Origin of the sequence: Halorubrum sp. 2020YC2, from assembly GCF_018623055.1 — an archaeon.
Classification (GTDB): domain Archaea; phylum Halobacteriota; class Halobacteria; order Halobacteriales; family Haloferacaceae; genus Halorubrum.
The window spans coordinates 2,309,294-2,331,434 of sequence record NZ_CP076019.1 but is presented as its reverse complement, the minus strand read 5'-3'; the positions used below and the strand labels follow the sequence as shown (position 1 = coordinate 2,331,434).

Sequence of the window (22,141 nt, the reverse complement as noted above, 5' to 3'; positions counted from 1 at the left end):
ACACCACGGCGACCCGGCGGTCGGCGCCCGCGGAGGCACCCTTTTAGTTCGCTCGCGCGTCCCGGGGGAACATGGTCGACAGCGACGAGCCCGACGCGGCCACGGGCCGGGCGGGCGGATCGGACGGAGCGGGCGGGGCGGCCGACCCCGCGCACGGTCCCGAGAACCCGGACATCAACGACCTGCTCGCGACGCTCGACGCCCTCAGCGATACCGTCGACGAGGGCCACGAGCGCGAGAAGGTGAGACAGACGATATCGCTCGTCGAGCGGATGCCCGGGACCGGGGCGCTCGCCCAGCGGATCACCAAGTACACCTCCCGGGACCTGGCCGAGTCGTTCGTCGGGGCGGTGCTGTTCGCGCTCCCGCTGCTCGTCGAGGGCGGGGTCTTCGAGATCGCGGCCTGGTTCGCCGCGACCACCGTCGCCGGCGTCCCGGTCCTCCTGGTCGGTCACGTCGGCTTCGTCCTCCTCGCGACCGCCGGCCTGCTCTACTTCGCGGACTTCCGACAGATCACGATCAGACACCCGATCCTCGGCGTCATCCCCCGCCGGTACGCGGGCGTCCTCCTCGTCTCCCTGACCACGTCGTCGCTCATGCTGCTGTTCTGGGGCCGGCTCCACGAGGGCGACCCCACCGCGCTCGAACGGCTCGGCCGGATCGCGGTCGTCTGGGCCGCGGCCGCCTTCGGCGCCGGGCTCGGGGACATCCTCCCCGGCGAGTCGCAGGGCGAGGACCTCGGGAAGTTCGACCTCGACATCGGGGACGACGACTGAATCGGGGGATCCGGAGGCGGCGACCCCCGCCGATCGGTCGACTCGGGGGGCGGGGTCCGATCCGCCTTTTCCACAGCTTTTTCGCCGCGGCGACCCTACCGACGCTTATGTCAGCGCTACGCGACGCGCTCCGGGACCTCCCGGACGCGGTGTTTGCGGACCTACTCGAGTCCGACGAGGGGTACGTCCTCGTCGTCGACCTCCCGGGCGCGACCGCCGAGACCACCGAGGTGCTCGTCGAGGACGGGCGCATCGAGATCGAGGGCCGCCGCGAGAAGGCGGTCCCGGAGGGGTTCGAGTACGTCCGCGAGGACCGACCGCTGTTCCTCGACGCGGAGCTCCCGCTCCCCAACGACGCCGACGGCGGCGGGGCCGACGCCGAGATCGACCGCGGCGTCCTCGAGATCTCCCTCCCGAAGCGGGACCGCGACGTCTCCCGGGCCATCCCCGTCGACGACGCGGACGACGAGGGCGGCGCCTGACGGGTGGTCACGCTGGTCAACCTTCGCGCGTACTGGCGGTTCGTCGTCGTTCTGCGGCAGTTCTCGCCGCTCATCATCGCCTACTGGCGCGACAGCCGGCGCTACTTCCTGTTCGGCGGGAGCCGCGAGGTCGACGCCGAGACCCAGCGCGAGCGCGCCGCGGTGCTGCTCGACATCCTGCTCACGCTCGGGCCGACGTTCATCAAGCTCGGGCAGATCCTCTCCACGCGGCCCGACATCCTCCCGCCCGCGTACATCGAGGTGTTGGAGGGGCTCCAAGACGACGTTCCCCCCGCGCCGTGGGAGGAGTCGAAGGTCGTCCTCGAAGACGAGTTCGGCCCGGTGGACGAGACGTTCGACGACTTCGACCGCGAGCCGATAAGCGGCGCGAGTCTCGGACAGGTGTACACCGCGCAGTACGAGGGCGAGTCCGTCGCGGTGAAGGTGCGCCGCCCCGGCATCGAGTCGCTCGTCGAGGCGGACCTCCGGACGATCCGATGGTCGATCCCGCTCGTCAAGCGCTTCACCGGCGCCGGCCGCGCGTTCTCTCTAGAGAACCTCGCGGACGAGTTCGCGAAGACGATCCGCGAGGAGATGGACTACGCCCGCGAGCGGGCGATGCTCGAAGAGATCCGCGGCAACTTCGCCGGCAACGACGAGATCCGGATCCCCGAGACGTACGAGTCGGTCTCCGGACCGCGCGTGCTCACGATGGAGTACGTCCCGGGCGCGAAGATCAGCGACCTCGACGCGCTCGATGAGGCGGGCCACGACCGGACCCAGATCGCGGAGACGCTCCAGGAGGTGTACCTCCAGATGATCATCGAGGACGGCGTGTTCCACGCCGACCCCCACCCGGGGAACCTCGCGGTCGCGGACGACGGCTCGGTGATCTTCTACGACTTCGGGATGGCGGGCCGGGTCGACCCGTTCGTCCAGGAGAAGATAGTCGAGTTCTACGTCGCGGTCGCGCGCCAGGACATCGACGCCATCCTCGACACGCTGGTCTCGATGGGGACGCTCTCGCCGGAGGCCGACCGCGAAGTGATGGGCAACGTGATGGAACTGGCCATCGCGGACGCCAGCGGCGAGGACATCGAGCAGTATCAGGTGAACCAGATCATCGAACAGGTGGAGTCGACCATCTACGAGTTCCCGCTGCGGCTCCCGCCGAACCTCGCTTTGGTCCTCCGGGTCGCCACCGTCGTCGAGGGGGTCTGCGTCACGCTCGACCCCGAGTTCGACTTCATCTCGACCGCGACCGACTACCTCCGCGAGGAGGGGTACTACGAGCAGACCGCCCGCGACCTCGCGGAGGACGCCGGCCGGCAGGTGCAACAGACCACCGAGGCGCTGTTCACGGTCCCGCCGAAGGCCGACGAGTTCCTCGACCGCGCCAACCGCGACGACCTGACCGTCAACGTCGTGTTGGAAGACGACACGAAGGTCTTAGAGAAGCTGGCGATGCGGATCGCCTACTCGGTGCTGCTCGCGGTCGGCGTCCTCTCCGCGACGATCCTCTACTCGTTCGCGGAGAACTTGCGGCTCGCGCTTGTCGTCCTCGCCTTGGCCGCGCCGCTCGCGATCGCCTTATACCGGTCGTTCCGGAAGAAGCGCGGCCTCCGCGCCACGCCGCAGTTCACCAGACAGGGCATGAAAAACCGCCGCGACGACTGACGCTCCCCCGCCAGACTCCCGGTCGCCCGGGAGGCCCCGCACCCCTCCGAGCGCGGTCGCGGCCGCGCCGCCGTCACGCCCCGATGACTTGGATCGGAACCAAGAGGAAACAGAGCGCGCCGACGGCGAACGTGACGAAGCCGACCGCGAGCCGCAGGACTCCGAGCCCTCGATCGTCGGTCGGGTCCGCCGGACCGTTGAACGCGATCACCGCCGCGAACACGCCCCAGAACGCCCACAGCCCGACGGACTCGTTCAGCCCGAGCCCCCGCCAGAAGTGGAGGTACGCGGCGATTCCGAACAGCACGCCCGGGACGAGCGCCGCCACGGTCTCCTGCCGCGGCCCGAGCATCGCGCGGACCATGTGGCCGCCGTCGAGCTGGCCCACCGGGAGGAGGTTCAGGAGGGTGAAGAACATCCCCACCCAGCCGCCGATCACGACCGGGTGGGCGGTGAGCCGCGGGTCGCCGTAGCTCGTCGGCTGGCCGAGGACGCCCGCGATGAGGTCCAGCAGCGGCGGGTTGTTGAACCGGATCATCGGTCCCGAGGCGTTCGCCAGCTCCGCCGGCACCCGGATCGGGTCCAAGGAGAGGCCGACGACGGTCACCACGACCGTCGCGAACAACCCCGCGATCGGTCCGGCCGCGCCGATGTCGAAGAGGACCTTCCGGGAGGGCATCCGGCCGCGGATGCGGATCACCGCGCCGAGCGTCCCGAACGGGAAAATGAAAGGGATGACGTACGGCAGCGAGACGGGGACGCCGTGGTAGCGCCCGGCGGCGTAGTGGCCGAGCTCGTGGGTCATTAACACGCCGAGGACGGCGGCGGTGAACGGCCACGCCTGAAGCAGCGTCAGCGGGTTCGACTGAATCTCCGCGAGCGGGACGTAGTACCAGCCGTACGCGCCGACGAACAGCGTCGACAGCACGGTGGCCGCGAACATGGCGAGGTTCACCCACGGGATCCCGTCGCGGCCGCGGTCGAAGGGGGTCGCCACGACGACGTGGCCGCCCTCGACGGTCTCGATGTCGACCTCGTAGCCCGCCTCCCGGAAGTGCGGTGTCAGCTTCCGTAACAGCGTCCGCTCCGGGACGTACGACTCGCCGCGGTACCGCACGCGGCCGTCCTCGCGGCGGACCTCGTCGATCCGGAAGAACGTCCGGAGCGGCTCCGGACGCGGCGCGCCGTCGCCGGCCGTCGCCGCGTCCTCGTGTTCTGGCATCGGCACGTCGTAGCCGGCCGGCGAGTATAAACCCGGCGTCGTCGGATCTGGGCGCCGTCAAACAGGGGGTAGCGACGCCGCTCACCGACTAGTCGAACGGGAACTGCGGTCCGAAAAGCGCGGGGCGGGGACCGGACCGCTTGTCGGGTGCGGCGTCGCGAGCCGCGGTGACGCTACGGATTTCTCGACGGAGCGGGGACCGCTCAGGCGGGCTCGACGCGCCAGGTCGTCGCGCCCGTGTACGACCACTTCTCGACCGTCAGCTCCGTCGCGGAGTCGCGGAGCTTCACCATCAGGGCGCCGATCTCCTTCGGGGAGAGGTCGACGTCCTCGGAGATGAACTTCCCTTTGAAGTACATCTCCCCGTCCTGGGCGCGGTCGAGCAGGTAGTCTTTCAGCCGCTCTTCCTTGCTGCGGTCGTCGTTCGCGCTCGCGTTCGTGGAGGGGTTCACAGTCGCGCTCATAGTACACCCCACGCTTGCCCCTGGAGGGTGTTATAAAGGCAACACCGTTGGGTGACGTTCAGGGGGTTTCAGGGCGTTTCACCCGACGCGGCCGGGGTAAAACGTGTCTGACGGACTCTTTAGAACAGTTCTAAAATGGCTTAGAAATTTTATAATCTGTTTTGAAGTCGTTATATGGGTATGGAAGATCAGCGTCTGACGCCCGGCGTCCCGCTCGTGCGAGCGCCAAGAACAGGCAACAAAATCCGCATTCCGCACCATCCGAGCGCCCGCGCGTCCCCCGCGCGGCCGCTTCCGCGGAGCGCCCGCGGTCCCGATCAGGGTGTAGACGCCCTTCCGGTGCGCCGTTCAGTCACGCCGGTGGACCCAGAACGTCTCCGACTCCGTCGCCTCCTTCTTGAAGATCGGCACCTCGTCTTTCAGCCGGTCGATCCCGTCTTCGACCGCGCGGAACGCCTCCCGACGGTGGCCGGCGAGGACCACGACGAAGACGATGTCTTCCCCCGCCTCGATCACGCCGGTCCGGTGGTGCATCCGGACGTCGAAGACGCCGTCGCGGTCCGCTAGCTCCTCTTCGATGGCGGCCGTCCGGTCCGCCGCGACCCCCTCGTACTTCTCGAACGCGAGGTGCGTCGTCCGGTCGTCGTCCGGGCCGTCGCGGGCGCGCACGCGCCCGGTGAACGAGGCTATCGCGCCCGACCGCTCCGCGTCCGCCGACGCCTCGACGCGGTGCACCAGCGTCTCGCGGGTGATCCACGGCTCCGCCTCGTCGAGGTCGCTCACGAGACGGTCGAGGTCGACCGCGTCGGGGGCGTCCGCGGTCGCGAGGACCGTCCCGGGCACGCCCTCCGGGTCGGGGTCCGGGCCGAGGAGGACCGCGGGCACGCGGAGCCTCGACTCGCCGATCGCCAGCAGGTAGTCGTGGTCCGGCGCGAGCCCGTCCAACAGGTCGTCGAACCCTCCGACGCTCCCCCGGCCGCTCCAGTTCCCGCCCGCGTCGAGCGCGACTTCGGTGTCGGCGTCGGGGCGCCGCGCCGGCTCGGTGACTCCGTCGTCGACGATCCCACCGTCGACGGCCGGGTCGCTCGGTTCCGGTCCGTCCGGATCGCCCCCGCGTCTCCCGTCCGAGTCGCCGTCGCGCTCCACGACGGCGACCCGGCCGTCGAGCCGCGCCGCGAGCCGCCGGGCCAGCGCCGGGGAGCCGTCACCGACGATCGATATCGGTCGCATACCCGAGAGCGGGACGCGACCGGCTTAGTCGTTTCCCGGTCGCCCGACGGTCTCGGTCGTCCGGCCGTCTCGGCGCCCGGTTCCGTCGCATCCGGGCTTGACAATCCTTAAGACCGCGACAGGGGTACTCGTCGGCAATGAGAGTCGTCGTTTCTGTCGGCGGAAGCGTGCTCGCGCCGGACCTCGACCCCGAGCGCGTGGCCGCGTACGCCGAGGCGATCGAACGGCTGGCGGCCGACGGCTGCGAGGTGGGGGTCGTCGTCGGCGGGGGCGGCGTCGCCCGCGAGTACATCGAGACGGCCCGGGAGATCGGGGCCAACGAGGTCGAACTCGACCGGCTCGGCATCGGAACCACCCGGCTCAACGCGCGGCTGCTGATCGCCGCGCTCGGGGACCGGGCGAACCTCGCGCCCGCGACCGACGACGAGGAGGCGAGCGCGGCGCTCCGGCGCGGCGAGGTCGCGGTGATGGGCGGCGTCACGCCCGGGCAGACGACCGACGCGGTCGCGGCCGCGTTCGCGGAGTCGGTGGGCGCCGACCTGCTCGTGTACGCCACGAGCGCCGACGGCGTGTACGACGCCGACCCCAACGCCGACCCTGACGCGACCCAGTTCGCGGAGCTGTCGCCGTCCGAACTCGTCGAGGTCGTCCTCCCGATGAGCCGCGACGCGGGCGCGTCCGCGCCCGTCGACCTGCTCGCGGCGAAGCTGATCGACCGGGCCGGGATCCGGTCGATCGTGTTAGACGGGACCGACCCGACCGCCGTCGTCGACGCCGTGCTGCGCGGCGACCACACGGGGACCGACGTGGTCCCGGTCGACGGCGACGAACCGGTCTACTGGAGGGAGGAGCGATGAGCGCGGACGACGCGCCCGACGACTCCGTCGAGCCGGCGACCGACGACGCCCCCGACGACTCCCCGCACATCCTCTCCGGGGGGTCCGCGCTCGACGAGGGGGGCGACGCCGACGGCGAGGGTGCCGCCGAGGAGTCCACAGAGGCGTTCCACGCCTTCTGGGCCGACGTCGTCGCGGACGAGGTCGAGGCGCGCGACCCCGACGAGCCGATCGTGATCAAGGGGGGCGTGTCTCCCTCGGGCGTCGCGCACCTCGGCAACTTCAACGAGATCATGCGCGGCTACTTCGTCGCGGAAGTGCTCCGCGACCGCGGCCGCGAGGTCCGGCAGGTGTTCACCTCCGACGACAGGGACCCGCTGCGGAAGGTCCCGCGCAAGCTGGCGAACGCGGACGGCGAGATCGTCGGCCTTGGCGAGGTGGACGCGGGCGCGCTCGGCCGCAACCTCGGGAAGCCGTACACGTCGATCCCGGACCCGTTCGGGGAGGCCGAGTCGTACGCGGCCCACTTCGCGGGCCTGCTGAAGGCCGACGCCGACCGCCTGAACGTCCCCGTCGAGATGCTCTCGAACACCGAGCTGTACGCCGACGGGACCTTCGACGACGCGGTCCGGACGGTCCTCGGGGACGTCGGGCGGGTCCGCGAGGTGCTCTCGCCGTACCAGGACAAGGTCGACGACGAGTACGTCCCCTTCAACCCGGTCTGTGCGGAGTGCGGGAAGGTCACGGAGACGGTGACGGCCATCGACCTCGACGCGGAGACCGTCGACTACGTCTGTACCGACATGGACGCCGGCGGCAACACCATCGAGGGGTGCGGCCACGAGGGCACCGCGACGTTCCGCGAGGGGAAGCTCCCGTGGCGGCTGGAGTGGCCCGCCCAGTGGGGCGTCCTCGGCGTCGACTTCGAGCCGTTCGGGAAGGACCACGCGGAGGGGTCGTGGCCCTCCGGAGTCGACGTCTCCCGGAACGTGTTCGACGCGGAACCGCCCGTCCCGATGGTGTACGAGTGGTTCACGCTCGACGGCGAGGCGTTCTCCTCCTCCGAGGGCAACGTCGTCACGGTTCAGGAGCTGCTGGAGCTGATCGAGCCCGAGGTGTTGCGCTACTTCTTCGCGCTCCACCCGAAGAAGGCCCGCGACCTGAGCGTCGAGCGGCTCGACCAGCTGGTCGACCGGTTCGACCGGTTCGAGCGCGCCTACTTCGGCGAGGTGGACGACCCCGACCTCACCGCCTTCGCGGAGCGCGCGTACCCGTTCGTCGTCGGCCGGCCCGACGACCCGCCGACGGAGAAGCCGATCCGGCTCCCGTACACGTTCGCGGCGGTCCTCGGGATGGTGGACGACCCCGAGTTCCGCGAGCGCCTCGCCCGCGACGAGGGGCACATCCCCGACGACGCCGACGCCGACGCGGTCGACGCCGCGCTCGCCCGCGTGGAGCAGGCCCGGAACTGGGCCGAGCGGACGGAAAACGAGTACGACTACCGGCTCCAGGCCGACCTCCCCGCGGTCGAGTTCGACGACGACGTCGCCGCCGCGCTCGACGACCTCGCCGACTTCGTCGCGGCCGGGCACGACGGCGAGGAGATCCAGGAGGCCATGTACGAGACGGCCCGGGACCACGACGTCGAGGTGAGCGACTTCTTCGCGGCGGGCTACCGCCTGTTCTTTGACGACACGCAGGGACCGCGGCTCGGGGAGTTCCTCGGGGAACTGGAGCGCGACTACGTCGTCGACAGGCTCCGACGGGAGGCGTAGATGTCCGAGGACCGCTCGCTCGACGACTTCGTTCCCGGCGACGGGGACGGCGGCTCCGAGGCGGAAGCCGCCGACGGCTCCGACGTGCGAGACGCTGCCGACGCGGACGCCGCGACCGCCACCTCCACGTGGCGCGCCGACGGCGCGGCCTGCGACCGGTGCGGCGAGCGCGTCCGACGGCGCTGGCGCGACGGCGACGCCTTCGTCTGTGCGGACTGCGCCTCGTGGTAACCCCGTTTCACCCCTCGCGATCGGTCCGACGTCCGGCGGTCAAAGCTTAAGCCCTCGGCGGCTGAGGTGTTCCGTGCGAAGAAAATTCGTTGGACGCAAAATTAAATATAAATGAAATATATTCCGGAAATCATCTACGGGCGGTCGGCGGCCGCCCTCACGGCCGCATACCTCTGCGTCGGAACGGCGGTCGCCGTCGCGGTCGACCTCGCGGTCGCGTTGGCGAGCGGCTCCGCCGTCGGGTGGACGCCGCTCCGCCTCGTCGGGGACTGGGTGCTCGTCGTCGGGTCCGGCGCGATTCTCTACGGCGCGGTCACCCACCACCGGCGCCGGGCCGAAACCGCCCGGCGGGACCTCGAAACCTCCAATCAGCAGCTACAGGTTCTGAGCCGCGTGTTCCGTCACAACGTCCGCAACGACCTCAACGTGATTCAGGGGTACACCGACCTCCTGGCCGAGCGGATCGAGGACGACCGGAGCCGGCGACGCTTGGAAACGATCCGCGAGACGACCGACGATATCGTCGCGATAAGCGAGAAACTCCGCGTGATCGAAGACACCTCGGCCGAGCGCCCGGACGGGCGCGTCGACCTCGTCGACGCGGTCCACGAGGCGGTCGGCGCGGTCGACGCCGACGCCACCGCGGTCACGGTCGAGACACCCTCGGAGGCGTGGATCCGCGCGGACGACTCCGTCGAGTTCCCGATCTGCGAGGTGTTCGAGAACGCGGTCACCCACAACGACGGCGCGACGCGGCGCGTGGAGGCGACGATTCACGAGAACGGAGCGACCACCTGCTTGGAGGTGACCGACAACGGACCGGGCATTCCGGCGGACGAGCGCGCGGTGTTGCAGGCCGAAGAGGAGACGCCGCTCTCGCACGCGAGCAGCATCGGGCTGTGGCTCGTCAAGTGGATGTGCGAGACGCAGGGGGGGACCGTCCGGTTCGACGCGGACGACGACGGAACCACGGTCCGGCTTCGGTTCGAGTCCGCGACGCCGCCCGCTACTCCAGCTCGGTGATCGTCACGGCGTAGACGGCGCCGCAGTTCCCGCATTCGACGTGGACCCCCCGGCTGGTCTCGCCGCGGGTGAACTCGGAGATCTCCTCCGAACACGAGCACTCGAACTGGACTTTCATTGGCCTACGTCTGTCCTTCTCGTAGTTAAAAGAAACCGATGCGGAATCAACGGCGACAATCGGCCGCCGCGCCGTCGCGACGGACGGCCTCCGGTCGCGTCCGGGTCAGTCGTCGTCGACGATCACTTCGACGGGCCCGTCGCCGTCTTCCGCCGCGTCTTCCTCGGAACCGTCGGACGACACGGTCCCGACGGACTGCTTCTGCTGGTAGTACAGCCCGCCGGCGACGGCGAGGACGACCCACGACCGCCAGTTGGCGAGGTTCAGGGTGTAGCCGATACCGAACGGTTTCTCGACGAGCATCCCCTTGTCGGGCTGCCAGTACGACGAGAGCAGCCGACCGAGGCTCGGGCGCTCGAAGTTGTACGGGATGCCGAGAATCTCTCCCGACGACTGTTTGTCTGCCATACGCGCACCTCTGTCGGCCGGCACCATAAATCGTGGCGCAACCGCTCTCCGGTCGCGGCGCGGAGCGCCGCCGTCGCCGCGGTCCCGCGACGGACCGCCGTCAGCGGTACCGACCGCGGTCGGCCACGTCCCGGAGCCGGTCGAGCACTTCGGCGTCACCGACCGACTCGTACCCCGACTCGAACGCTGAGATTAGCGGGTCGGGATCGGTCGCGGTCGCGCGGACCGACCCCTCGAACACGTGGAGGTCCATCGCGTGGTCCTCGACGTGGCCGGTGTGATAGCCCAGTCCGAAGTCGATGAGGTACGTCTCCGGGACCCCGCTTTCCCCTCCGCTCGGTCCCCCCGTTCCGCCGTCGTCGGCCGACACCCGCACGTTCCGGGTCGTCGGGTCGCCGTGGACGATCCCTGCGGCGTGAAGCCGCGCGAGGTGGCGACCGACCGCCTCCGTCCGCCGCTCGTCGAGGGCGGCCGCGAGGTCGCGCGCGCCGACGTGCCCGAGCGTCAGCGTCGCCGCCGCGAGGTCGACGTCGTACACGAGCGGCGTCGGCACGCCGGCGCGCCGCGCCTCGCTCGTCAGCCGGGCCTCCGCGACGGTCCGGTCTCGCCTGAGCGTCCGATCGAGTTCCGGGTGGCGGTACGACTTCGCCACGCGCCGCTTGGTCACCCGGCGGTCGCCGTCCGCCCCGTCGACCGTCACCGTCGCCTCCGCGCCGCGACGGTCCGCCTCCGGGTCGCGCTCCGCGGTCCCCGGCCCGCCTCCCGCGCCTCCGCGGGCGACCGACTCCCCGTCGCGCCACGTCACCGGCACTTGGTCCGGCCGGAAGTTCGGGTCGACCGCCGACTCCGCGACCGGGACGGTGTCTCCCGCGGCCGCCATCTTCGCCCCCAACACGGCGATCATCCCCGCGTTGTCGCGGAGGAAGCGCGGCTCCGGCGCGTGGAAGTCCGCGCCGCGGGCCTCGCACATCGCGGCCAGCATCTCCCGCAGGCGGTCGTTCTGTCCGACCCCGCCGCCCAACACGAGTTCGTCGGCGCCGGTTAGCGATAGCGCGCGCTCCGACACCTCGGCCAGCATCGCGAACACGTGCTCTTGGAGCGAAAAGCAGATCTCCTCGACCGGAACGCCGTCGTCCGCGGCGTCGTTGGCGGCCGAGCTGATCCCGGAAAACGAGAAGTCCATCCCCTTGACGACGTAGGGGAGATCGAGGAGGTCGGCGTCGGGGACCCTGCCGTCAACTTCACCGTCGCCGTCGCCCGCGGTCGCCGCGAACTCCGCGGCCGCCGCCTCCACCTTCGGGCCGCCGGGGTGGCTCCAACCGACGTGGCGAGTGAACTTGTCGATCGCGTTGCCCACGCCCGCGTCCATCGTCTCGCCAAGGACGCGGTACCGGCCGTCGTGGTAGCCGAGCAGGTGCGCGTTCGCCCCCGAGGCGTTCAGGCACACCGGATTATCGAAGCCGGAGCGGTGGCGAGCGATCTCCAGGTGCGCTACCATGTGATTGACGCCGACGAGCGGGACGCCGAGCGTCCCGGCGAGCGACCGCGCCGCGGTCCCGACGATCCGGAGGCAGGGACCGAGTCCGGGACCGCGAGAGAAGGCGACGGCGTCGACCGCGTCCGGACCGTGTTCCGACTCGGCCGCGGTCAACACCCGGTCGACGACCTCGGGGATCGCCTCCGACATGTGCTCGGCGGCCTCGCGCGGGTGAATGCCGCCGCTCTCCGGCTCGTAGGCGTCGGATTCGATGAGAACTGCGTCGGTCTCGGCGTCGTACAGCGCGGCGCTCGCGCACCACGCGGTACCCTCGATGCCGAGAACCCGCATCCGGCGGGTGTTAGGCTTCCTCGGCGTCCGGCTCTTCGTCGCCGATCTTGTTGCGTTCGAGCATGTGGTCCTGCTCGACGTCTAACGCGTCGGCGGCCGAGTCGTACACCTTCGCGTAGCCGATCGTCTTGCGCATGCCGAACTTCGTGTCCAGCTCGTGGACGACGACCTCCTCGGAGTCCTTGTCGAGCTTGGCCGCGAGCGAGTCGCGGACCGACAGTCGAGAAGGCGTGGCCTCCTCGTGGGTCGTCTCGAATCGGATGTCCGTGCGGTGCAACATCGGGTTCTCCTCCTCGGAGATGATATCGACGTCCATGGTTCAGTTAGGCGTATATCCCCTCGAAAGCTGTAAAAGGATTTCGAAGCGGGGGTGTCGCCGCCGAACCGCTCGTCGACCGAGACCCCGTTCGGCGTCAGGGTTTCACCTCTCCGTCCCCTGTGTCTCGTTACCACGCCGATGTCCGACGACGACCGATTCGACCCGACCGACCGCTCGCGGTACGACCTCGTCCGGGCGGCCAACGTCATCGTCCCGCTGTCGCCGCTCCGGAAGGCCCGGATCTGCGGCGCCGTCGCCTTCCTCGGCGCGCTCGCCGGGCCGCTCGTCGCGACCCTGCCCGGGGCCGTCCGCGAGGCGGCCTTCTCGCGACCGCCGGCCGCGACGCCGCTCGGGGTCGCGGCGATCGTACTGGTCGGCACGGTCGCGGCCGGCGGGGCCGGTCTCGGCCTCGTCGCGCTCCAGCGACGCCTCGCGCGCGGTCCCGAACCGAGCGGCGACGACGTCTGGACGTTCCTCGCGGTCGAGGACGCGCTCACCGGAATCGGGTTCGTCACCGGCGGTCTCGGCGCCCTCGTCGGTCTCTCGCTGTTGGCGAGCGGTCACTGGGGCGTGGAGGCGCTCACCGGCCTCCGACGCAACGGGATTGAGCCGTACCTCTCGCTCCAGGCGGCCCCGATAACCCCGCAGCTGGTGTCCGCGGTCGGGCTGGTCGCCGGGGTCGCGGTCCTCTCAGCGACCCTCCTCGTCGATCGCGACTGAGCGCCCGCTCGGCGCGTCGCGTCCCTCGCCGCGGTCGCCCCCCTCCGCCGCGCGATGCGGCGCGTCGGCCGCTCCGGGGTTCCTAGACCGTTGCGTCCGGATCGGTCCCGTCCGGGTCGACGCCGAGGATCTCGTAGGCGGCCGCGGTGTCGCCCGCCAACCCCTCGAACAGCTCTCGGGCCTCCCGTCGGGTCTCGGGCGTGACCGCGACGCGGACCATCCCCTCGCCGGGCTGGCCGTAGACCACGGTCGACCCGAGCGGGGCCGCGAGCATCGCCGGCAGCGCCGCCAGGTCCTCCTCGCCGGTCACCTCGATCGTCACCGGCTCGGCGGCCGCGAGCGCCTCCGCGAGCGCGTCAAGCAGGGACCGCGACAGCGCCGCCGCCGGGTTCTCGACCGCGATCCGCCGCTCCGCCGCGGCGTCGAGCGCGGTCGCTATCTCCTCGCGGACCGCCTCGCGTTCCGTCTTCCCGTCGACCAGCGCGGCGTCCGGCACGCGACCGGCCTCCCGGAGGTGGTAGGTGACCACGTCCCCGACGGCGATCAGTTGCGGAGGGTCTTCGTCCGGCGAACCGTGGCGCTCGCGAGTCTCGTCGACGGCCTCCAGAAGCGCGGCGACGTCGGTCGTCACCGGTCCCAGCGGCTGCTTGAACGCGTCGCGCAGCGATTCGGGCAGCGTGAGAAGCGGGTCGGATGCGTCGGTCATCTTCTTCCTCCGGCGTCGACGCGGACGGTTACCGGACCTTGAGCGCGTACGCGCCCGCCTCGGAGACGTTCATCTCCTCGGCTATCTGGCTGTCCGCGGGCTTGGTGACGATGACGTAGCCCGCCCAGTCCTCGGTCAGCGACGACGACCCGCAGAGCGCGCAGGTCTGGGCGTCCGGGTCGTTGACGTGGTGGCACTCCCGGCACGCCAGGCGGTCCTCGGCCATCAGTCGGCCTCCTCACCGGTCTGTTCGCGGTGTTTCCGCTGGCCTTCGAGCCAGTCGTGTTTGCCCAGCCCGGGCTGTTTCGCGGTGAGTCCGATCTTCGAGTCGCGCGGGTTGCGCTCGTCGATGCTCTTGGTGACGACGCGGACGCGCACGGCGTCGTCGACGCCGAGCGTCTTGTCCGAGTCCGACGAGGCGAGCTGCTGGTTCGCGCCGTCGAACGTGAGGTACTCGTCGGTGATCTGCGAGACGTGGAGTAGCCCGTCCACCGGCCCGATCCCGACGAAGGCCCCGAACTCCACCGTCTCGACGACGGTGCCGTCGGCCACCTCCTGCATGTCGGGGTCGTAGGTGAGCGCGTCGAACTCCGCCTCGTAGTAGACGCCGGGGCGGTTGTGCAACACCGCGCCTTCACCGATGTCGTGAACCTCGATGACGCTCACGACGCTGCCGACCTCTTCGTCCATCCGTCCTTCCAGCTTGTCTTGGAGCAGAGCTTTCACCCGCTCGTCGGTGACGTCCGCCAGGTGCTTCGGCGGGACCTCGACCGTGTCCTTGAGTCGAACTCGTTTGTACATGTTGTTGGTTGTCCGCGGCCGCTAGGGTTCCGTTATCGCCAGTGTGTTCCGACCCCTTAAACCGATTACTGGTGTGTCCGCCGCCAGCACCCGGTTCCGGAGGGGTCCGTCGACCGTGACGACGGCGTCGACCCGGCCGGCCGCGGCCAGGGCGACGAGCGCGTCGTCGGCGTACGATTCGTCCGTCTCTACTGCGTCCGCCCGCTCTGCGAGGTCCGCCCCGACGCTCGCGGCGGTCGCCTCCGCGCCGTTTCCGGCTTGGAGACCGTCCAGCTCCGCGATAACCGCCGTCGGCACCACGGTCTCGTAGCCGCCGAGGAGCCGATCTAGCTCCTCGAACAGCCGCAGGTCAGCTTCGACGGGCGCCATCAGGGCGCTCGCGTCGAGCGCGACGACCGGGACGCCGCCCGGACCGCCGCCGGCGAGGTCTCCGGTTCGGGCGTCGCCCGCGGGGGTCGGACCCGCGTCGTCCGCGGAGGCCGACTCCGGACCGTCCGCGCGGGCGTCGTCGGCCACGCTACGCCAGCGTCCCGACGCCGATGAGCCGCCAGCGCGCGCCGACGCGCCGGTTGATCGCGATCTGTGCGCCCTCCTCGGCGCAGACGGGCCGCTTGAGGCTCACCTCGCACTCGCCGTCGCGCGCGCTCGTCACGGCGCCGACCGTCGTCGCCGTGCCGACCGTGAGCATCAGCGGCTCGCCGGTGCTGATCTCCTCGATGTCGCTCTCGCCGCTCTCGTCGTCCTCCTTCCCGACGACGCGGTCGAGGAGGTCGACCTTCATCTCGAACTCCTCGCGGGTCGGCGGGAGCGTTCCCGGCTCGCCCGCGACCTGCCCGGCGAGGGCGTCGCCCTTCGTCAGGCTGGGGTCGAGTCCGGTGCCGACGCCGAGCAGGCCGCCCGGGCGGGCGGTCTCGACGTCGCGGCTGCCGGCCTGAAGCGACCGGACGCTCGTTTCGAGCGGCCGCCACTCGGTCTGACCCTCCTCGTCGACCTCGCGGCCCGGGCGGATCTCCAGCCCGTCGCCCACCGACAGCTCGCCGCGGACCAGCGAGCCGCCGACGACGCCGCCCTTGAGGTCCTCGGCGGTCGCGCCCGGGCGGTTGATGTCGAACGAGCGCGCCGCGTACATCCGGGCGCTCTCGTCCGGGTCGCGCTCGGGGGTCGGGATCTCGGACTCGACCGCGTCGATGAGCAGATCGAGGTTGACCTCCTGTTGGGCAGAGACGGGGACGATCGGCGCGTCCTCCGCGACGGTGCCCTCGACGAACTCCTGAATCTGCTCGTAGTTGTCGACGGCGCGGTCGCGGCCGACGAGGTCGACCTTGTTCTGCGCGATGACGATGTTCTCGATCCCGATGAGATCGAGCGCCATCAGGTGCTCTTCCGTCTGGGCCTGCGGGACGTCCTCGGTCGCGCTCACGACGAGGACCGCCCCGTCCATGATCGAGGCGCCCGAGAGCATCGTCGCCATCAGCGTCTCGTGGCCCGGCGCGTCGACGAACGACACGGTCCGGACCGGCTCGCTCGCGGAGCCGTCCTCGCACTCCTCGTCGACGGTGTAACACTCCGGCTCGTCGACGCCGGGGCAGCGGCGGAACGTCGCGTCCGCGTACCCCAGCCGGATCGAGATGCCGCGTTTCATCTCCTCGCTGTGCTGGTCGGTCCACGAGCCGGACAACGCCTGTACCAGCGTCGTCTTCCCGTGGTCGACGTGACCGACGAGACCGATGTTCACCTCCGGTTGTGTGTTGGCTTCAGTCACTGTTGGACCTCCTAACGGAGCAGTCTTATGCGAAATTCGCCCCGTGCGAGTGATAAAGTTGCTGTTATAGCCGCGAGAGACTCCCGCGGGCGAGCCGACGAGGAACCGTTCGGACTCATCAATGCGATGCGGTGGCGCGTGCCTCCGAGTGGCCGCCGAAGGCGGCCGCGAGTAGTGAGAGACCGAAAGTCTCTCTGACAGCCGGCGGCGAAGCCGCCGGCGAGAGCACGCGCGAGGGAGTCGCTGGCGCCAGCGACGAGGCTGGGGAGGTGTGGGGTGAGGGACGGTGCCGGGAGGGACTCAAAGGGGCAGTCGGCTCCGGGAAGACGGCCGACGCAAGCACCGCAGCGAACGGAGTGAGCGAGGAGCGCAGCGAGGCCTTCGACCGGAGCCGTCTGGGGCTTTGGAGGCGTTCTCAGCATCGGCGATGGCAACCGCTCATATATGAACAGCATCACCGTCGATATCGTCCGACGCCGATTTACGCCCCACGCGCCAACGCGAATCACAATGGGATACGCGTGCCCCGTCTGTGACACCCCGCAGCGCGACGGCGAACACCTCGCGCACCACCTCGCGTTCACGGCGATGCTCCACGGCGGCGACCACGAGTCGTGGCTCGACGACCACGCGTCCGACTGGAGCGAGCGAGAGCCGGCGGAACTCGCCGCCGAGGTGACCCCCCACGCCGAGGACGCCGAGTACGAGGAGGTGTTCGAGGACACCGTCGCCCGCGGGCGCCCGGACGTCGGGATGGGGTCGGGTGGGGCGGACCCCTCGGCTCACGGCGGCCACGACCACTGTCACGCCCACGGCGGCGACCCCTCCCCCGGAGCCGGCGTCCCGGACCCCGACGCGGTCGACGACCCGGCCGTCGCGGAGGCGATCCGCGAGGCGCGAGAGCTGACCCGAGAGGCGGCCGCGGACGACGCCGACGCCGAGGACGCCGAGGCTGAGGACTCCGATTCCGCGGGCGACGCCCCCGACCGCGACGCGTAGCGGAACGCCCTTGCCCGCCGCCGGTCAACGCCGGGTATGGAGACCAGAGGCACGTTCGCACCCGAGACGCGAGCCGAGGCGCTCGAACGCTACGAGGAGGTCGGGCCGGTCGCGCAGGTCGTCGTCCGCGAGGCGACCAAGGCGATGTCGTTCGACGCCGACGAGTACGACGAGCGCGTCACGCCCGAGGTGATCCGGACCGCGCGCGACGCGACGTTCGCGGAGCTGCTCGCGGTCCACGTCGGTCAGTCGGCCGAGTTCGACGAGTGGCTCGCGGACAGCGGGTTCGACGACGAGGACGTGGTGCGGATCGGCTCCGACAACGTCGACAACGTGGTGTGGCACCCGATCCCCTTCGCGGACACCGTCGTCGCGGCGACGTATCAGGACGAGCCGGACGCGGCCGCCAGCACCCTCCGCCGCAACGCCTTCGGACGCGTCTATCGCGAGGAGTTCTACAGATAAGCAAGGCGAGTGCCTCGGGGCTTGACCCCGAGAGTGAAGCCGACACTCAGACGTGTTCTGTCCGATCAATATACCGTTCAATTGTCTTGCTGGATACCTCTCCCGCCGTTCCGATGTAGTACGACTGTTCCCAGAAGCCACCGCCCCACAGATATTCTTCCAAGAACGGTTCGTGCTATTCCCACATCTCTCGTGCCGTGATGCTCTTGACTGTTCGCACGATCTCGCTCGGTGCGTGCTTCGGATGGGCAGAGAGGAACAGGTGTACGTGGTCGGGCGAGATGTGGAGCGACTATATCTCGTAGCCGTACTCATCACACACGTCACGGAAACTCGCTACCAGCGAATCTTCATTTGGTTCGAGTATCGCGTGTCGATACTTCGGACACCACACGAAATGGTATTTGACGTTGTACACCGTGTGGTTCGACCGCTTCTCACCCATATTGAGAACACGTCTCCGGCACAGTTAACTATATCCAAAGGATATACTCGAGTATGGCGAACCGCTTTGAAATCGACGGCGAGGAAGTTCTCGACGGCGAGGTCAAGCCGTTCGGGAATAGCGCCCACGTCACCGTCCCCAAACGCTGGCGTGGGGCTGATGTGAAAGTCGTCCGAATCTCGGAAGCCACTGGACAAGACAAAGAATGACCAACTCACAGGCTCTCATCAAGACTCTGGACTTCCAACTCGACATCCAGAATGACAACGAGAGTCTGCTGTACGACGCCACACTCGAAGCCCGCTCGGTGTACAACGAAACCATCAGGCTCGCCAAAGAAGGCGTGGACTGGGACGCGATCCCCGACAGCGTGGCTGACGACGCCAACCTCGTGAAAAACACGACACAGCGCGTCGTTTCGAAGGCACTCGGGGCGATGGAGAACTACTACGAGTACGACGACTTCGGCCACCCGAGTCATACCAAAGACGGTGCGTATCCGCTTCGTGCGAACTACGAGGAAGGGTACAATCTGTCTCTCACCGACGATGGTGATGTGGCGTTTCGGATCAGCGCGAAGCCGTACAAACACGTCAAGGGAGTCCTCAAAGGAAGTGACGCCCACCTCGACATCCTCAAGACCGCACTCGAAAGTGACGAGTGGAAAATTGGGACAGCAGAAGCCTTGTTCCACAACGACACCGCTGAGTTGCACATCAACGTCACCAACACCGAGCAAACTGTTCGAGACAAACAGGACTCCCGGACGATCATCGGCGTAGACGTAAACGAGGATAACGTGGCCCTCACCGCACTCACCGAGGATGGCGTCGAAGACACGCTCGTCATCGACTTCCCCGAAATCAAGTTCGAGCGCCATCGCTACTTCACGATGCGAAAGCGTGTCCAGAACGCGGGGAAAGATAGCATCCACGATACACTCAAAGGGCGCGAGGGACGGTTTATCTGTGACCGACTCCACAAGGTGTCTCGACACATCGTGGACTGGAGTCATCAGTTCGACAAGCCGTGTATCGTCTTTGAAGACCTCAAAGAGGTGCGCGACAGTATCGACTACGGCACGCGGATGAACCGACGCTTGCACCACCTCCCGTTCCGCGCCCTCCAGTTCTATACGTCGTACAAGGCGGCGTTCGAGGGTATTCCGACCGCGTGGATTAACCCTGAGTACACGAGTCAGCGGTGTCCGATGTGCGGTCATACGGAGCGTGCGAACCGCAACAAGAAGCGGTTCAAGTGTCGGTCGTGCGGTCATCAAGACCACAGCGACCGTGGTGTAAGCGTCAACATCGCTGTGAAAGGAATCAAGAAACTCGATTGGAATGTGCCTGTTCTCAACAGCCTTCCTACGGTGCGAAAGGTGCGACGGCAGGCATCGGGGGCCGTGGACGCCCCGACCGTGACCCACGACACCGTTCGAGGTTATCAGACCGATGGTGTCGCGGGAGTGTCCGACTGATCCACGGGAAGCCTCGGAGCTTGACCCCGAGGCGGTTCACGAGTCGGGTCGGTAAGTCAATCAACTGGACCGAACGGCGGAGCGACCGCTCTTCGAGACGAACGAGACCGCAGAATCGGACCGCGAGCGCCGCGAACGCGGCGCGCTACTGGTTCGGCGCCTTACAGGCGACCGACGTTCTCGACCGCGACGGACTCGACGTCCTCGACCTGCGAGAACGCCTCCTCGACCGCTTCCGTGCCGCCCGCGCCGTCGGGGACGATAACGGTCGGGAGGAGCGCGACCAGCCCGAACGCGACGTCGTCGCGCTGGAAGCCGCGGATCTTCGCGCCCTCGGGGAGGACCTCTTCGAGGCGGTCTTGGAGGTCGTCGAGGTCGACTTCGGGGCTGTTCGGCATGACCTTGATCTTGGCGGCGACGTCGCCCATGTTAGGGCCCCCGGAACCCGCAGTCGTGGCACTCGTAGAGGTTGCTCTGCTTCCGGCACTTCGAGCACCGGTAGATGGTGGCGCCGCAGTCCGGACAGGAGAACTGCGCGGCGTTCATGCCGGACACCTGGATCCCACAGGAGACGCACTGCGGGGTTCCTTGAGAGTCGCTCTGGCTCATACACGTACTCACCGGGCGCGACTTTTAACCGTTGTTCTTTCCGGCGGAACGCGTCGTGTGCCCCGGTATCGTGCCACTCGACGGGGGAGCGCCCTCGGACTCGTCCGCCGCGGCGCCACGTCGCCGCCGCCCGCTCACCCGGCGATCAACGGCCCGATCAGCACGCCCATGAGGTGGACGCGCCGCGCGCCGACCCGCGGCGGGACGAGTCCGAGGGCGCCGGCGACGAGGAGGACGCCGACGCCGAACAGCCCGGCGAACGCGTACGAGAGGAGCGCGAGCAGCCCCAACACGCCGAGCGACAGTCGAGTGTAGTCGGCGTTGCCGACGATCCGGAGGTACGGGTCACCGACCAGCACGACCAGCGCGAACCCGAAGCAGGCGGCGGTCGCGGCCGCGACGAGGAGCATCGGGAGCGCGAACGGCACGCCGGCCCGGTCTATCGCGACGGTCACGCCGGTCCGCGGCGTCCCGAGCGCGACCAGCGCGAACAGCGCGAAGATCGTGTTCGCCGTGCTCGCGCCGCTCGTCGCCACGACGAACCCGCGGTCGGCCGACGCGCGCGGCACCGCGGGCATCGCGGCCACGGCGGCGATGGCGGCTGACACCCCCGGGACGTACCCGACCACCGCGCCGGCGAGCGAGCCGGCGCCCGCGCTCGTCCCGAGGTCGCGCGCCCGCATCGCGATCCGGGGATCCGCCTGCGGCGGGACGCCGTCGCCGCCGAGCGCGTCGACGAGGACGGGGACGCCGAACAGTCCGGCGAAAAGCGGCGCGAGGACGCCGCCGGTCGACAGCGGCGCGGCGGGGTCGGCGTCGAGCGTCGCGAACCCGAGCGCGGCGCTCGCGAGGAACGCGACCAGCCCGCCGACCGCGGCCCGCCGCGACGACTCGGTGAGTACGAGCAGCGCGACGACGCCCCCGAGCAGCAGCGGCAGGTGCGCTCGCAGCGTCGGGTACCACCGCACCATCAGCCACGTGACCGGGACCGCCAGCGGCACCGCGAGCGCGACGGCCAGCCCGGAGCCGACCGCGGAGAGGCGGAGCGCCTCCCGGCCGCGCCCCGCGATCACCAACCGGTGTCCCGGGAGCGCGGCGACCGCTGTCGCGGCGTCGGGCACGCCGAGCGCGAGCGCGGGGACGATGTCCAGAAACGAGTGGACGACGCCCGCCCCGAGCATCGCGACGCCGACGAACAGCGGGTCCGCCGGCACCGAGGGGGCGAACCCGGCTAAAAGCAGCGCGAAGTTGTTGGCGTGGAGCCCCGGCACCAGCCCGCTCGCGGTCCCGAGCGCGACGCCGCCGAGCAGGAACGCGAGCGCGCCGGCCGCGAACGTCGGGTCGACCACCGGCCGCACGAGCGCGTCCATCGAGGCGGGATGGCCGCGGCTCCGGACTTAACGTGTCGGGCGGTCGCGGCGGTCGGCAGAACCGGCGAGAATTCGAACCGAGCGGTTACGCGTGCTGTGCCGCCTGCGCCTTCTTCTGCGTGACGTAGCCAGCGATGCGGTTGCGGACGCCCTTCGACTCGACGGTGGTCAGGGCCGTGACGCTCTCCTTGTTCGTCTCGAAGTCCGTGTTGAACGAGTCGGGGTACCGCTCCAGCAGGACGTTCCCGAGCTGTTTGATGTACTTGGGTTTGATGGCCATACCGAGCGGTACCGGCGGCCCGAACTAAAAGGGTTCGTTCCGCCGCGAGCGGCCGCGAGCCGCGCTCCCGGCGGCTCGGACCCGTACCGTCGGGGTGCCGAAGCGCTGGGGCCGC

28 protein-coding genes and 1 pseudogene are annotated in these 22,141 nt (G+C 69.4%); 12 read left to right on the top strand and 17 right to left on the bottom strand.

Annotated elements, in window-relative coordinates; genetic code table 11:
- Window positions 1-71: 71 nt before the first annotated feature.
- The 3 genes from KI388_RS11685 (at window position 72) to KI388_RS11675 (ending at window position 2,935) form a co-directional block, all read left to right on the top strand.
- The gene (locus KI388_RS11685) at window positions 72-776 is read left to right on the top strand and encodes a DUF2391 domain-containing protein (protein ID WP_215086793.1); all 705 of its coding nucleotides are present in this window, start codon (window positions 72-74) and stop codon (window positions 774-776) included.
- 107 nt (window positions 777-883) lie between these two features.
- Window positions 884-1,258 carry an Hsp20/alpha crystallin family protein gene (locus tag KI388_RS11680; protein ID WP_215086792.1) on the top strand — a complete coding sequence of 125 codons (375 nt, stop codon included), beginning with the start codon at window positions 884-886 and terminating at the stop codon, window positions 1,256-1,258.
- Between the two features lie 3 nt (window positions 1,259-1,261).
- Window positions 1,262-2,935, top strand: coding sequence for an AarF/ABC1/UbiB kinase family protein (locus tag KI388_RS11675; protein WP_215086791.1), 1,674 nt, complete (start codon window positions 1,262-1,264; stop codon window positions 2,933-2,935).
- 73 nt (window positions 2,936-3,008) lie between these two features.
- Here the strand turns inward: KI388_RS11675 and KI388_RS11670 are convergent, their stop codons facing one another.
- The 3 genes from KI388_RS11670 to KI388_RS11660 all read right to left on the bottom strand — a co-directional run bounded on the left by KI388_RS11670 (window position 3,009) and on the right by KI388_RS11660 (window position 5,851).
- Window positions 3,009-4,157 (bottom strand): site-2 protease family protein, encoded by a 1,149-nt coding sequence (locus KI388_RS11670; RefSeq protein ID WP_215086790.1) that lies wholly within the window; start codon window positions 4,155-4,157, stop codon window positions 3,009-3,011.
- A 203-nt stretch (window positions 4,158-4,360) separates the two neighbouring features.
- Window positions 4,361-4,621: a hypothetical protein gene (locus tag KI388_RS11665; protein WP_215086789.1), complete on the bottom strand. Its 261-nt coding sequence runs from the start codon at window positions 4,619-4,621 to the stop codon at window positions 4,361-4,363.
- A gap of 348 nt (window positions 4,622-4,969) precedes the next feature.
- Entirely contained in the window at window positions 4,970-5,851 is an 882-nt protein-coding gene (locus KI388_RS11660; protein ID WP_215086788.1) for a molybdopterin synthase, read from the bottom strand.
- Window positions 5,852-5,988: 137 nt separating this feature from the next.
- Between KI388_RS11660 and pyrH the strand changes: the two genes are divergently transcribed.
- The 4 genes from pyrH (at window position 5,989) to KI388_RS11640 (ending at window position 9,716) form a co-directional block, all read left to right on the top strand.
- The gene (pyrH, locus tag KI388_RS11655) at window positions 5,989-6,708 is read left to right on the top strand and encodes a UMP kinase (RefSeq protein WP_215086787.1); all 720 of its coding nucleotides are present in this window, start codon (window positions 5,989-5,991) and stop codon (window positions 6,706-6,708) included.
- Complete coding sequence (gene lysS, locus KI388_RS11650) at window positions 6,705-8,462, top strand: lysine--tRNA ligase (RefSeq protein WP_215086786.1); 1,758 nt, start codon at window positions 6,705-6,707, stop codon at window positions 8,460-8,462. Before pyrH ends, lysS begins: the two co-directional genes overlap by 4 nt.
- Window positions 8,463-8,693 carry a scaffold protein involved in DNA repair gene (locus tag KI388_RS11645; RefSeq protein ID WP_215086785.1) on the top strand — a complete coding sequence of 77 codons (231 nt, stop codon included), beginning with the start codon at window positions 8,463-8,465 and terminating at the stop codon, window positions 8,691-8,693.
- Between the two features lie 111 nt (window positions 8,694-8,804).
- Entirely contained in the window at window positions 8,805-9,716 is a 912-nt protein-coding gene (locus KI388_RS11640) for a HAMP domain-containing sensor histidine kinase (RefSeq protein WP_215086784.1), read from the top strand.
- Here KI388_RS11640 and KI388_RS15510 read toward each other — a convergent pair.
- From KI388_RS15510 to KI388_RS11625, 4 genes are all read right to left on the bottom strand, one after another.
- Window positions 9,700-9,834 carry a hypothetical protein gene (locus KI388_RS15510; protein WP_004597316.1) on the bottom strand — a complete coding sequence of 45 codons (135 nt, stop codon included), beginning with the start codon at window positions 9,832-9,834 and terminating at the stop codon, window positions 9,700-9,702. The genes KI388_RS11640 and KI388_RS15510 overlap by 17 nt on opposite strands.
- 105 nt (window positions 9,835-9,939) lie before the next feature.
- Window positions 9,940-10,242 carry a DUF5808 domain-containing protein gene (locus tag KI388_RS11635; protein ID WP_215086783.1) on the bottom strand — a complete coding sequence of 101 codons (303 nt, stop codon included), beginning with the start codon at window positions 10,240-10,242 and terminating at the stop codon, window positions 9,940-9,942.
- A gap of 100 nt (window positions 10,243-10,342) precedes the next feature.
- On the bottom strand, window positions 10,343-12,070 hold the full coding sequence (locus KI388_RS11630; RefSeq protein WP_215086782.1) for a bifunctional N(6)-L-threonylcarbamoyladenine synthase/serine/threonine protein kinase: 1,728 nt from the start codon (window positions 12,068-12,070) through the stop codon (window positions 10,343-10,345).
- Between the two features lie 10 nt (window positions 12,071-12,080).
- Entirely contained in the window at window positions 12,081-12,386 is a 306-nt protein-coding gene (locus KI388_RS11625; protein ID WP_215086781.1) for a 30S ribosomal protein S24e, read from the bottom strand.
- 141 nt (window positions 12,387-12,527) lie between these two features.
- Here KI388_RS11625 and KI388_RS11620 point away from each other — a divergent pair, with 141 nt between their 5' ends.
- Window positions 12,528-13,109 (top strand): hypothetical protein, encoded by a 582-nt coding sequence (locus tag KI388_RS11620; RefSeq protein WP_215086780.1) that lies wholly within the window; start codon window positions 12,528-12,530, stop codon window positions 13,107-13,109.
- Between the two features lie 82 nt (window positions 13,110-13,191).
- Here KI388_RS11620 and KI388_RS11615 read toward each other — a convergent pair whose 3' ends face one another.
- Genes KI388_RS11615 through KI388_RS11595 form a run of 5 tightly spaced genes read right to left on the bottom strand, consistent with a single transcriptional unit; the run spans window position 13,192 to window position 16,378 of the window.
- Window positions 13,192-13,815: a DUF359 domain-containing protein gene (locus KI388_RS11615; protein WP_215086779.1), complete on the bottom strand. Its 624-nt coding sequence runs from the start codon at window positions 13,813-13,815 to the stop codon at window positions 13,192-13,194.
- Between the two features lie 28 nt (window positions 13,816-13,843).
- Complete coding sequence (gene spt4 / locus KI388_RS11610; RefSeq protein ID WP_215086778.1) at window positions 13,844-14,041, bottom strand: transcription elongation factor subunit Spt4; 198 nt, start codon at window positions 14,039-14,041, stop codon at window positions 13,844-13,846.
- Window positions 14,041-14,616, bottom strand: a complete 576-nt coding sequence (locus tag KI388_RS11605; RefSeq protein WP_215086777.1) for a DNA-directed RNA polymerase — start codon at window positions 14,614-14,616, stop codon at window positions 14,041-14,043. The genes spt4 and KI388_RS11605 overlap by 1 nt, the downstream gene beginning before the upstream one ends.
- A gap of 21 nt (window positions 14,617-14,637) precedes the next feature.
- Window positions 14,638-15,132 (bottom strand): twitching motility protein PilT, encoded by a 495-nt coding sequence (locus tag KI388_RS11600; protein WP_215086776.1) that lies wholly within the window; start codon window positions 15,130-15,132, stop codon window positions 14,638-14,640.
- Window position 15,133: 1 nt separating this feature from the next.
- Window positions 15,134-16,378, bottom strand: coding sequence for a translation initiation factor IF-2 subunit gamma (locus KI388_RS11595; RefSeq protein ID WP_215086775.1), 1,245 nt, complete (start codon window positions 16,376-16,378; stop codon window positions 15,134-15,136).
- 510 nt (window positions 16,379-16,888) lie between these two features.
- Between KI388_RS11595 and KI388_RS11590 the strand changes: the two genes are divergently transcribed.
- The gene (locus KI388_RS11590) at window positions 16,889-17,377 is read left to right on the top strand and encodes a DUF5810 domain-containing protein (protein WP_215086774.1); all 489 of its coding nucleotides are present in this window, start codon (window positions 16,889-16,891) and stop codon (window positions 17,375-17,377) included.
- A 36-nt stretch (window positions 17,378-17,413) separates the two neighbouring features.
- On the top strand, window positions 17,414-17,842 hold the full coding sequence (locus KI388_RS11585) for a DUF5809 family protein (protein WP_215086773.1): 429 nt from the start codon (window positions 17,414-17,416) through the stop codon (window positions 17,840-17,842).
- Window positions 17,843-17,888: 46 nt separating this feature from the next.
- On the opposite strand, the pseudogene tnpA reads toward KI388_RS11585, so the two are convergent.
- A pseudogene (gene tnpA, locus KI388_RS11580) lies at window positions 17,889-18,287 on the bottom strand (IS200/IS605 family transposase).
- A gap of 53 nt (window positions 18,288-18,340) precedes the next feature.
- Between tnpA and KI388_RS11575 the strand changes: the two are divergent.
- Together KI388_RS11575 and KI388_RS11570 are read left to right on the top strand one after the other, a co-directional pair.
- A complete protein-coding gene (locus KI388_RS11575; protein WP_215086772.1) occupies window positions 18,341-18,496 on the top strand; it encodes a DUF2080 family transposase-associated protein in 156 nt (51 codons plus the stop codon).
- The gene (locus KI388_RS11570; protein WP_215086771.1) at window positions 18,493-19,767 is read left to right on the top strand and encodes an RNA-guided endonuclease TnpB family protein; all 1,275 of its coding nucleotides are present in this window, start codon (window positions 18,493-18,495) and stop codon (window positions 19,765-19,767) included. The genes KI388_RS11575 and KI388_RS11570 overlap by 4 nt, the downstream gene beginning before the upstream one ends.
- 161 nt (window positions 19,768-19,928) lie before the next feature.
- Here the strand turns inward: KI388_RS11570 and KI388_RS11565 are convergent, their stop codons facing one another.
- The 4 genes from KI388_RS11565 to KI388_RS11550 form a co-directional block, all read right to left on the bottom strand.
- Window positions 19,929-20,195, bottom strand: coding sequence for an elongation factor 1-beta (locus KI388_RS11565; RefSeq protein WP_215086770.1), 267 nt, complete (start codon window positions 20,193-20,195; stop codon window positions 19,929-19,931).
- A gap of 1 nt (window position 20,196) precedes the next feature.
- Complete coding sequence (locus KI388_RS11560) at window positions 20,197-20,376, bottom strand: HVO_2753 family zinc finger protein (protein WP_128909087.1); 180 nt, start codon at window positions 20,374-20,376, stop codon at window positions 20,197-20,199.
- A 134-nt stretch (window positions 20,377-20,510) separates the two neighbouring features.
- On the bottom strand, window positions 20,511-21,746 hold the full coding sequence (locus KI388_RS11555; protein WP_215086769.1) for a tripartite tricarboxylate transporter permease: 1,236 nt from the start codon (window positions 21,744-21,746) through the stop codon (window positions 20,511-20,513).
- A gap of 85 nt (window positions 21,747-21,831) precedes the next feature.
- Window positions 21,832-22,026 carry a 30S ribosomal protein S17e gene (locus tag KI388_RS11550; RefSeq protein ID WP_215086768.1) on the bottom strand — a complete coding sequence of 65 codons (195 nt, stop codon included), beginning with the start codon at window positions 22,024-22,026 and terminating at the stop codon, window positions 21,832-21,834.
- Window positions 22,027-22,141: the final 115 nt, after the last annotated feature.

Coding starts and splice junctions, on each gene's coding strand:
- KI388_RS11670 (WP_215086790.1), bottom strand. CDS start 4,157: ATGCCAGAACACGAGGACGCGGCGACGGCCGGCGACGGCGCGCCGCGT.
- KI388_RS11625 (WP_215086781.1), bottom strand. CDS start 12,386: ATGGACGTCGATATCATCTCCGAGGAGGAGAACCCGATGTTGCACCGC.
- KI388_RS15510 (WP_004597316.1), bottom strand. CDS start 9,834: ATGAAAGTCCAGTTCGAGTGCTCGTGTTCGGAGGAGATCTCCGAGTTC.
- KI388_RS11570 (WP_215086771.1), top strand. CDS start 18,493: ATGACCAACTCACAGGCTCTCATCAAGACTCTGGACTTCCAACTCGAC.
- KI388_RS11635 (WP_215086783.1), bottom strand. CDS start 10,242: ATGGCAGACAAACAGTCGTCGGGAGAGATTCTCGGCATCCCGTACAAC.
- KI388_RS11615 (WP_215086779.1), bottom strand. CDS start 13,815: ATGACCGACGCATCCGACCCGCTTCTCACGCTGCCCGAATCGCTGCGC.
- KI388_RS11590 (WP_215086774.1), top strand. CDS start 16,889: ATGGGATACGCGTGCCCCGTCTGTGACACCCCGCAGCGCGACGGCGAA.
- KI388_RS11565 (WP_215086770.1), bottom strand. CDS start 20,195: ATGGGCGACGTCGCCGCCAAGATCAAGGTCATGCCGAACAGCCCCGAA.
- lysS (WP_215086786.1), top strand. CDS start 6,705: ATGAGCGCGGACGACGCGCCCGACGACTCCGTCGAGCCGGCGACCGAC.
- KI388_RS11585 (WP_215086773.1), top strand. CDS start 17,414: ATGGAGACCAGAGGCACGTTCGCACCCGAGACGCGAGCCGAGGCGCTC.
- KI388_RS11575 (WP_215086772.1), top strand. CDS start 18,341: ATGGCGAACCGCTTTGAAATCGACGGCGAGGAAGTTCTCGACGGCGAG.
- spt4 (WP_215086778.1), bottom strand. CDS start 14,041: ATGGCCGAGGACCGCCTGGCGTGCCGGGAGTGCCACCACGTCAACGAC.
- KI388_RS11645 (WP_215086785.1), top strand. CDS start 8,463: ATGTCCGAGGACCGCTCGCTCGACGACTTCGTTCCCGGCGACGGGGAC.
- KI388_RS11660 (WP_215086788.1), bottom strand. CDS start 5,851: ATGCGACCGATATCGATCGTCGGTGACGGCTCCCCGGCGCTGGCCCGG.
- KI388_RS11665 (WP_215086789.1), bottom strand. CDS start 4,621: ATGAGCGCGACTGTGAACCCCTCCACGAACGCGAGCGCGAACGACGAC.
- KI388_RS11605 (WP_215086777.1), bottom strand. CDS start 14,616: ATGTACAAACGAGTTCGACTCAAGGACACGGTCGAGGTCCCGCCGAAG.
- KI388_RS11680 (WP_215086792.1), top strand. CDS start 884: ATGTCAGCGCTACGCGACGCGCTCCGGGACCTCCCGGACGCGGTGTTT.
- KI388_RS11685 (WP_215086793.1), top strand. CDS start 72: ATGGTCGACAGCGACGAGCCCGACGCGGCCACGGGCCGGGCGGGCGGA.
- KI388_RS11630 (WP_215086782.1), bottom strand. CDS start 12,070: ATGCGGGTTCTCGGCATCGAGGGTACCGCGTGGTGCGCGAGCGCCGCG.
- KI388_RS11620 (WP_215086780.1), top strand. CDS start 12,528: ATGTCCGACGACGACCGATTCGACCCGACCGACCGCTCGCGGTACGAC.
- KI388_RS11550 (WP_215086768.1), bottom strand. CDS start 22,026: ATGGCCATCAAACCCAAGTACATCAAACAGCTCGGGAACGTCCTGCTG.
- KI388_RS11560 (WP_128909087.1), bottom strand. CDS start 20,376: ATGAGCCAGAGCGACTCTCAAGGAACCCCGCAGTGCGTCTCCTGTGGG.
- pyrH (WP_215086787.1), top strand. CDS start 5,989: ATGAGAGTCGTCGTTTCTGTCGGCGGAAGCGTGCTCGCGCCGGACCTC.
- KI388_RS11555 (WP_215086769.1), bottom strand. CDS start 21,746: ATGGACGCGCTCGTGCGGCCGGTGGTCGACCCGACGTTCGCGGCCGGC.
- KI388_RS11640 (WP_215086784.1), top strand. CDS start 8,805: ATGAAATATATTCCGGAAATCATCTACGGGCGGTCGGCGGCCGCCCTC.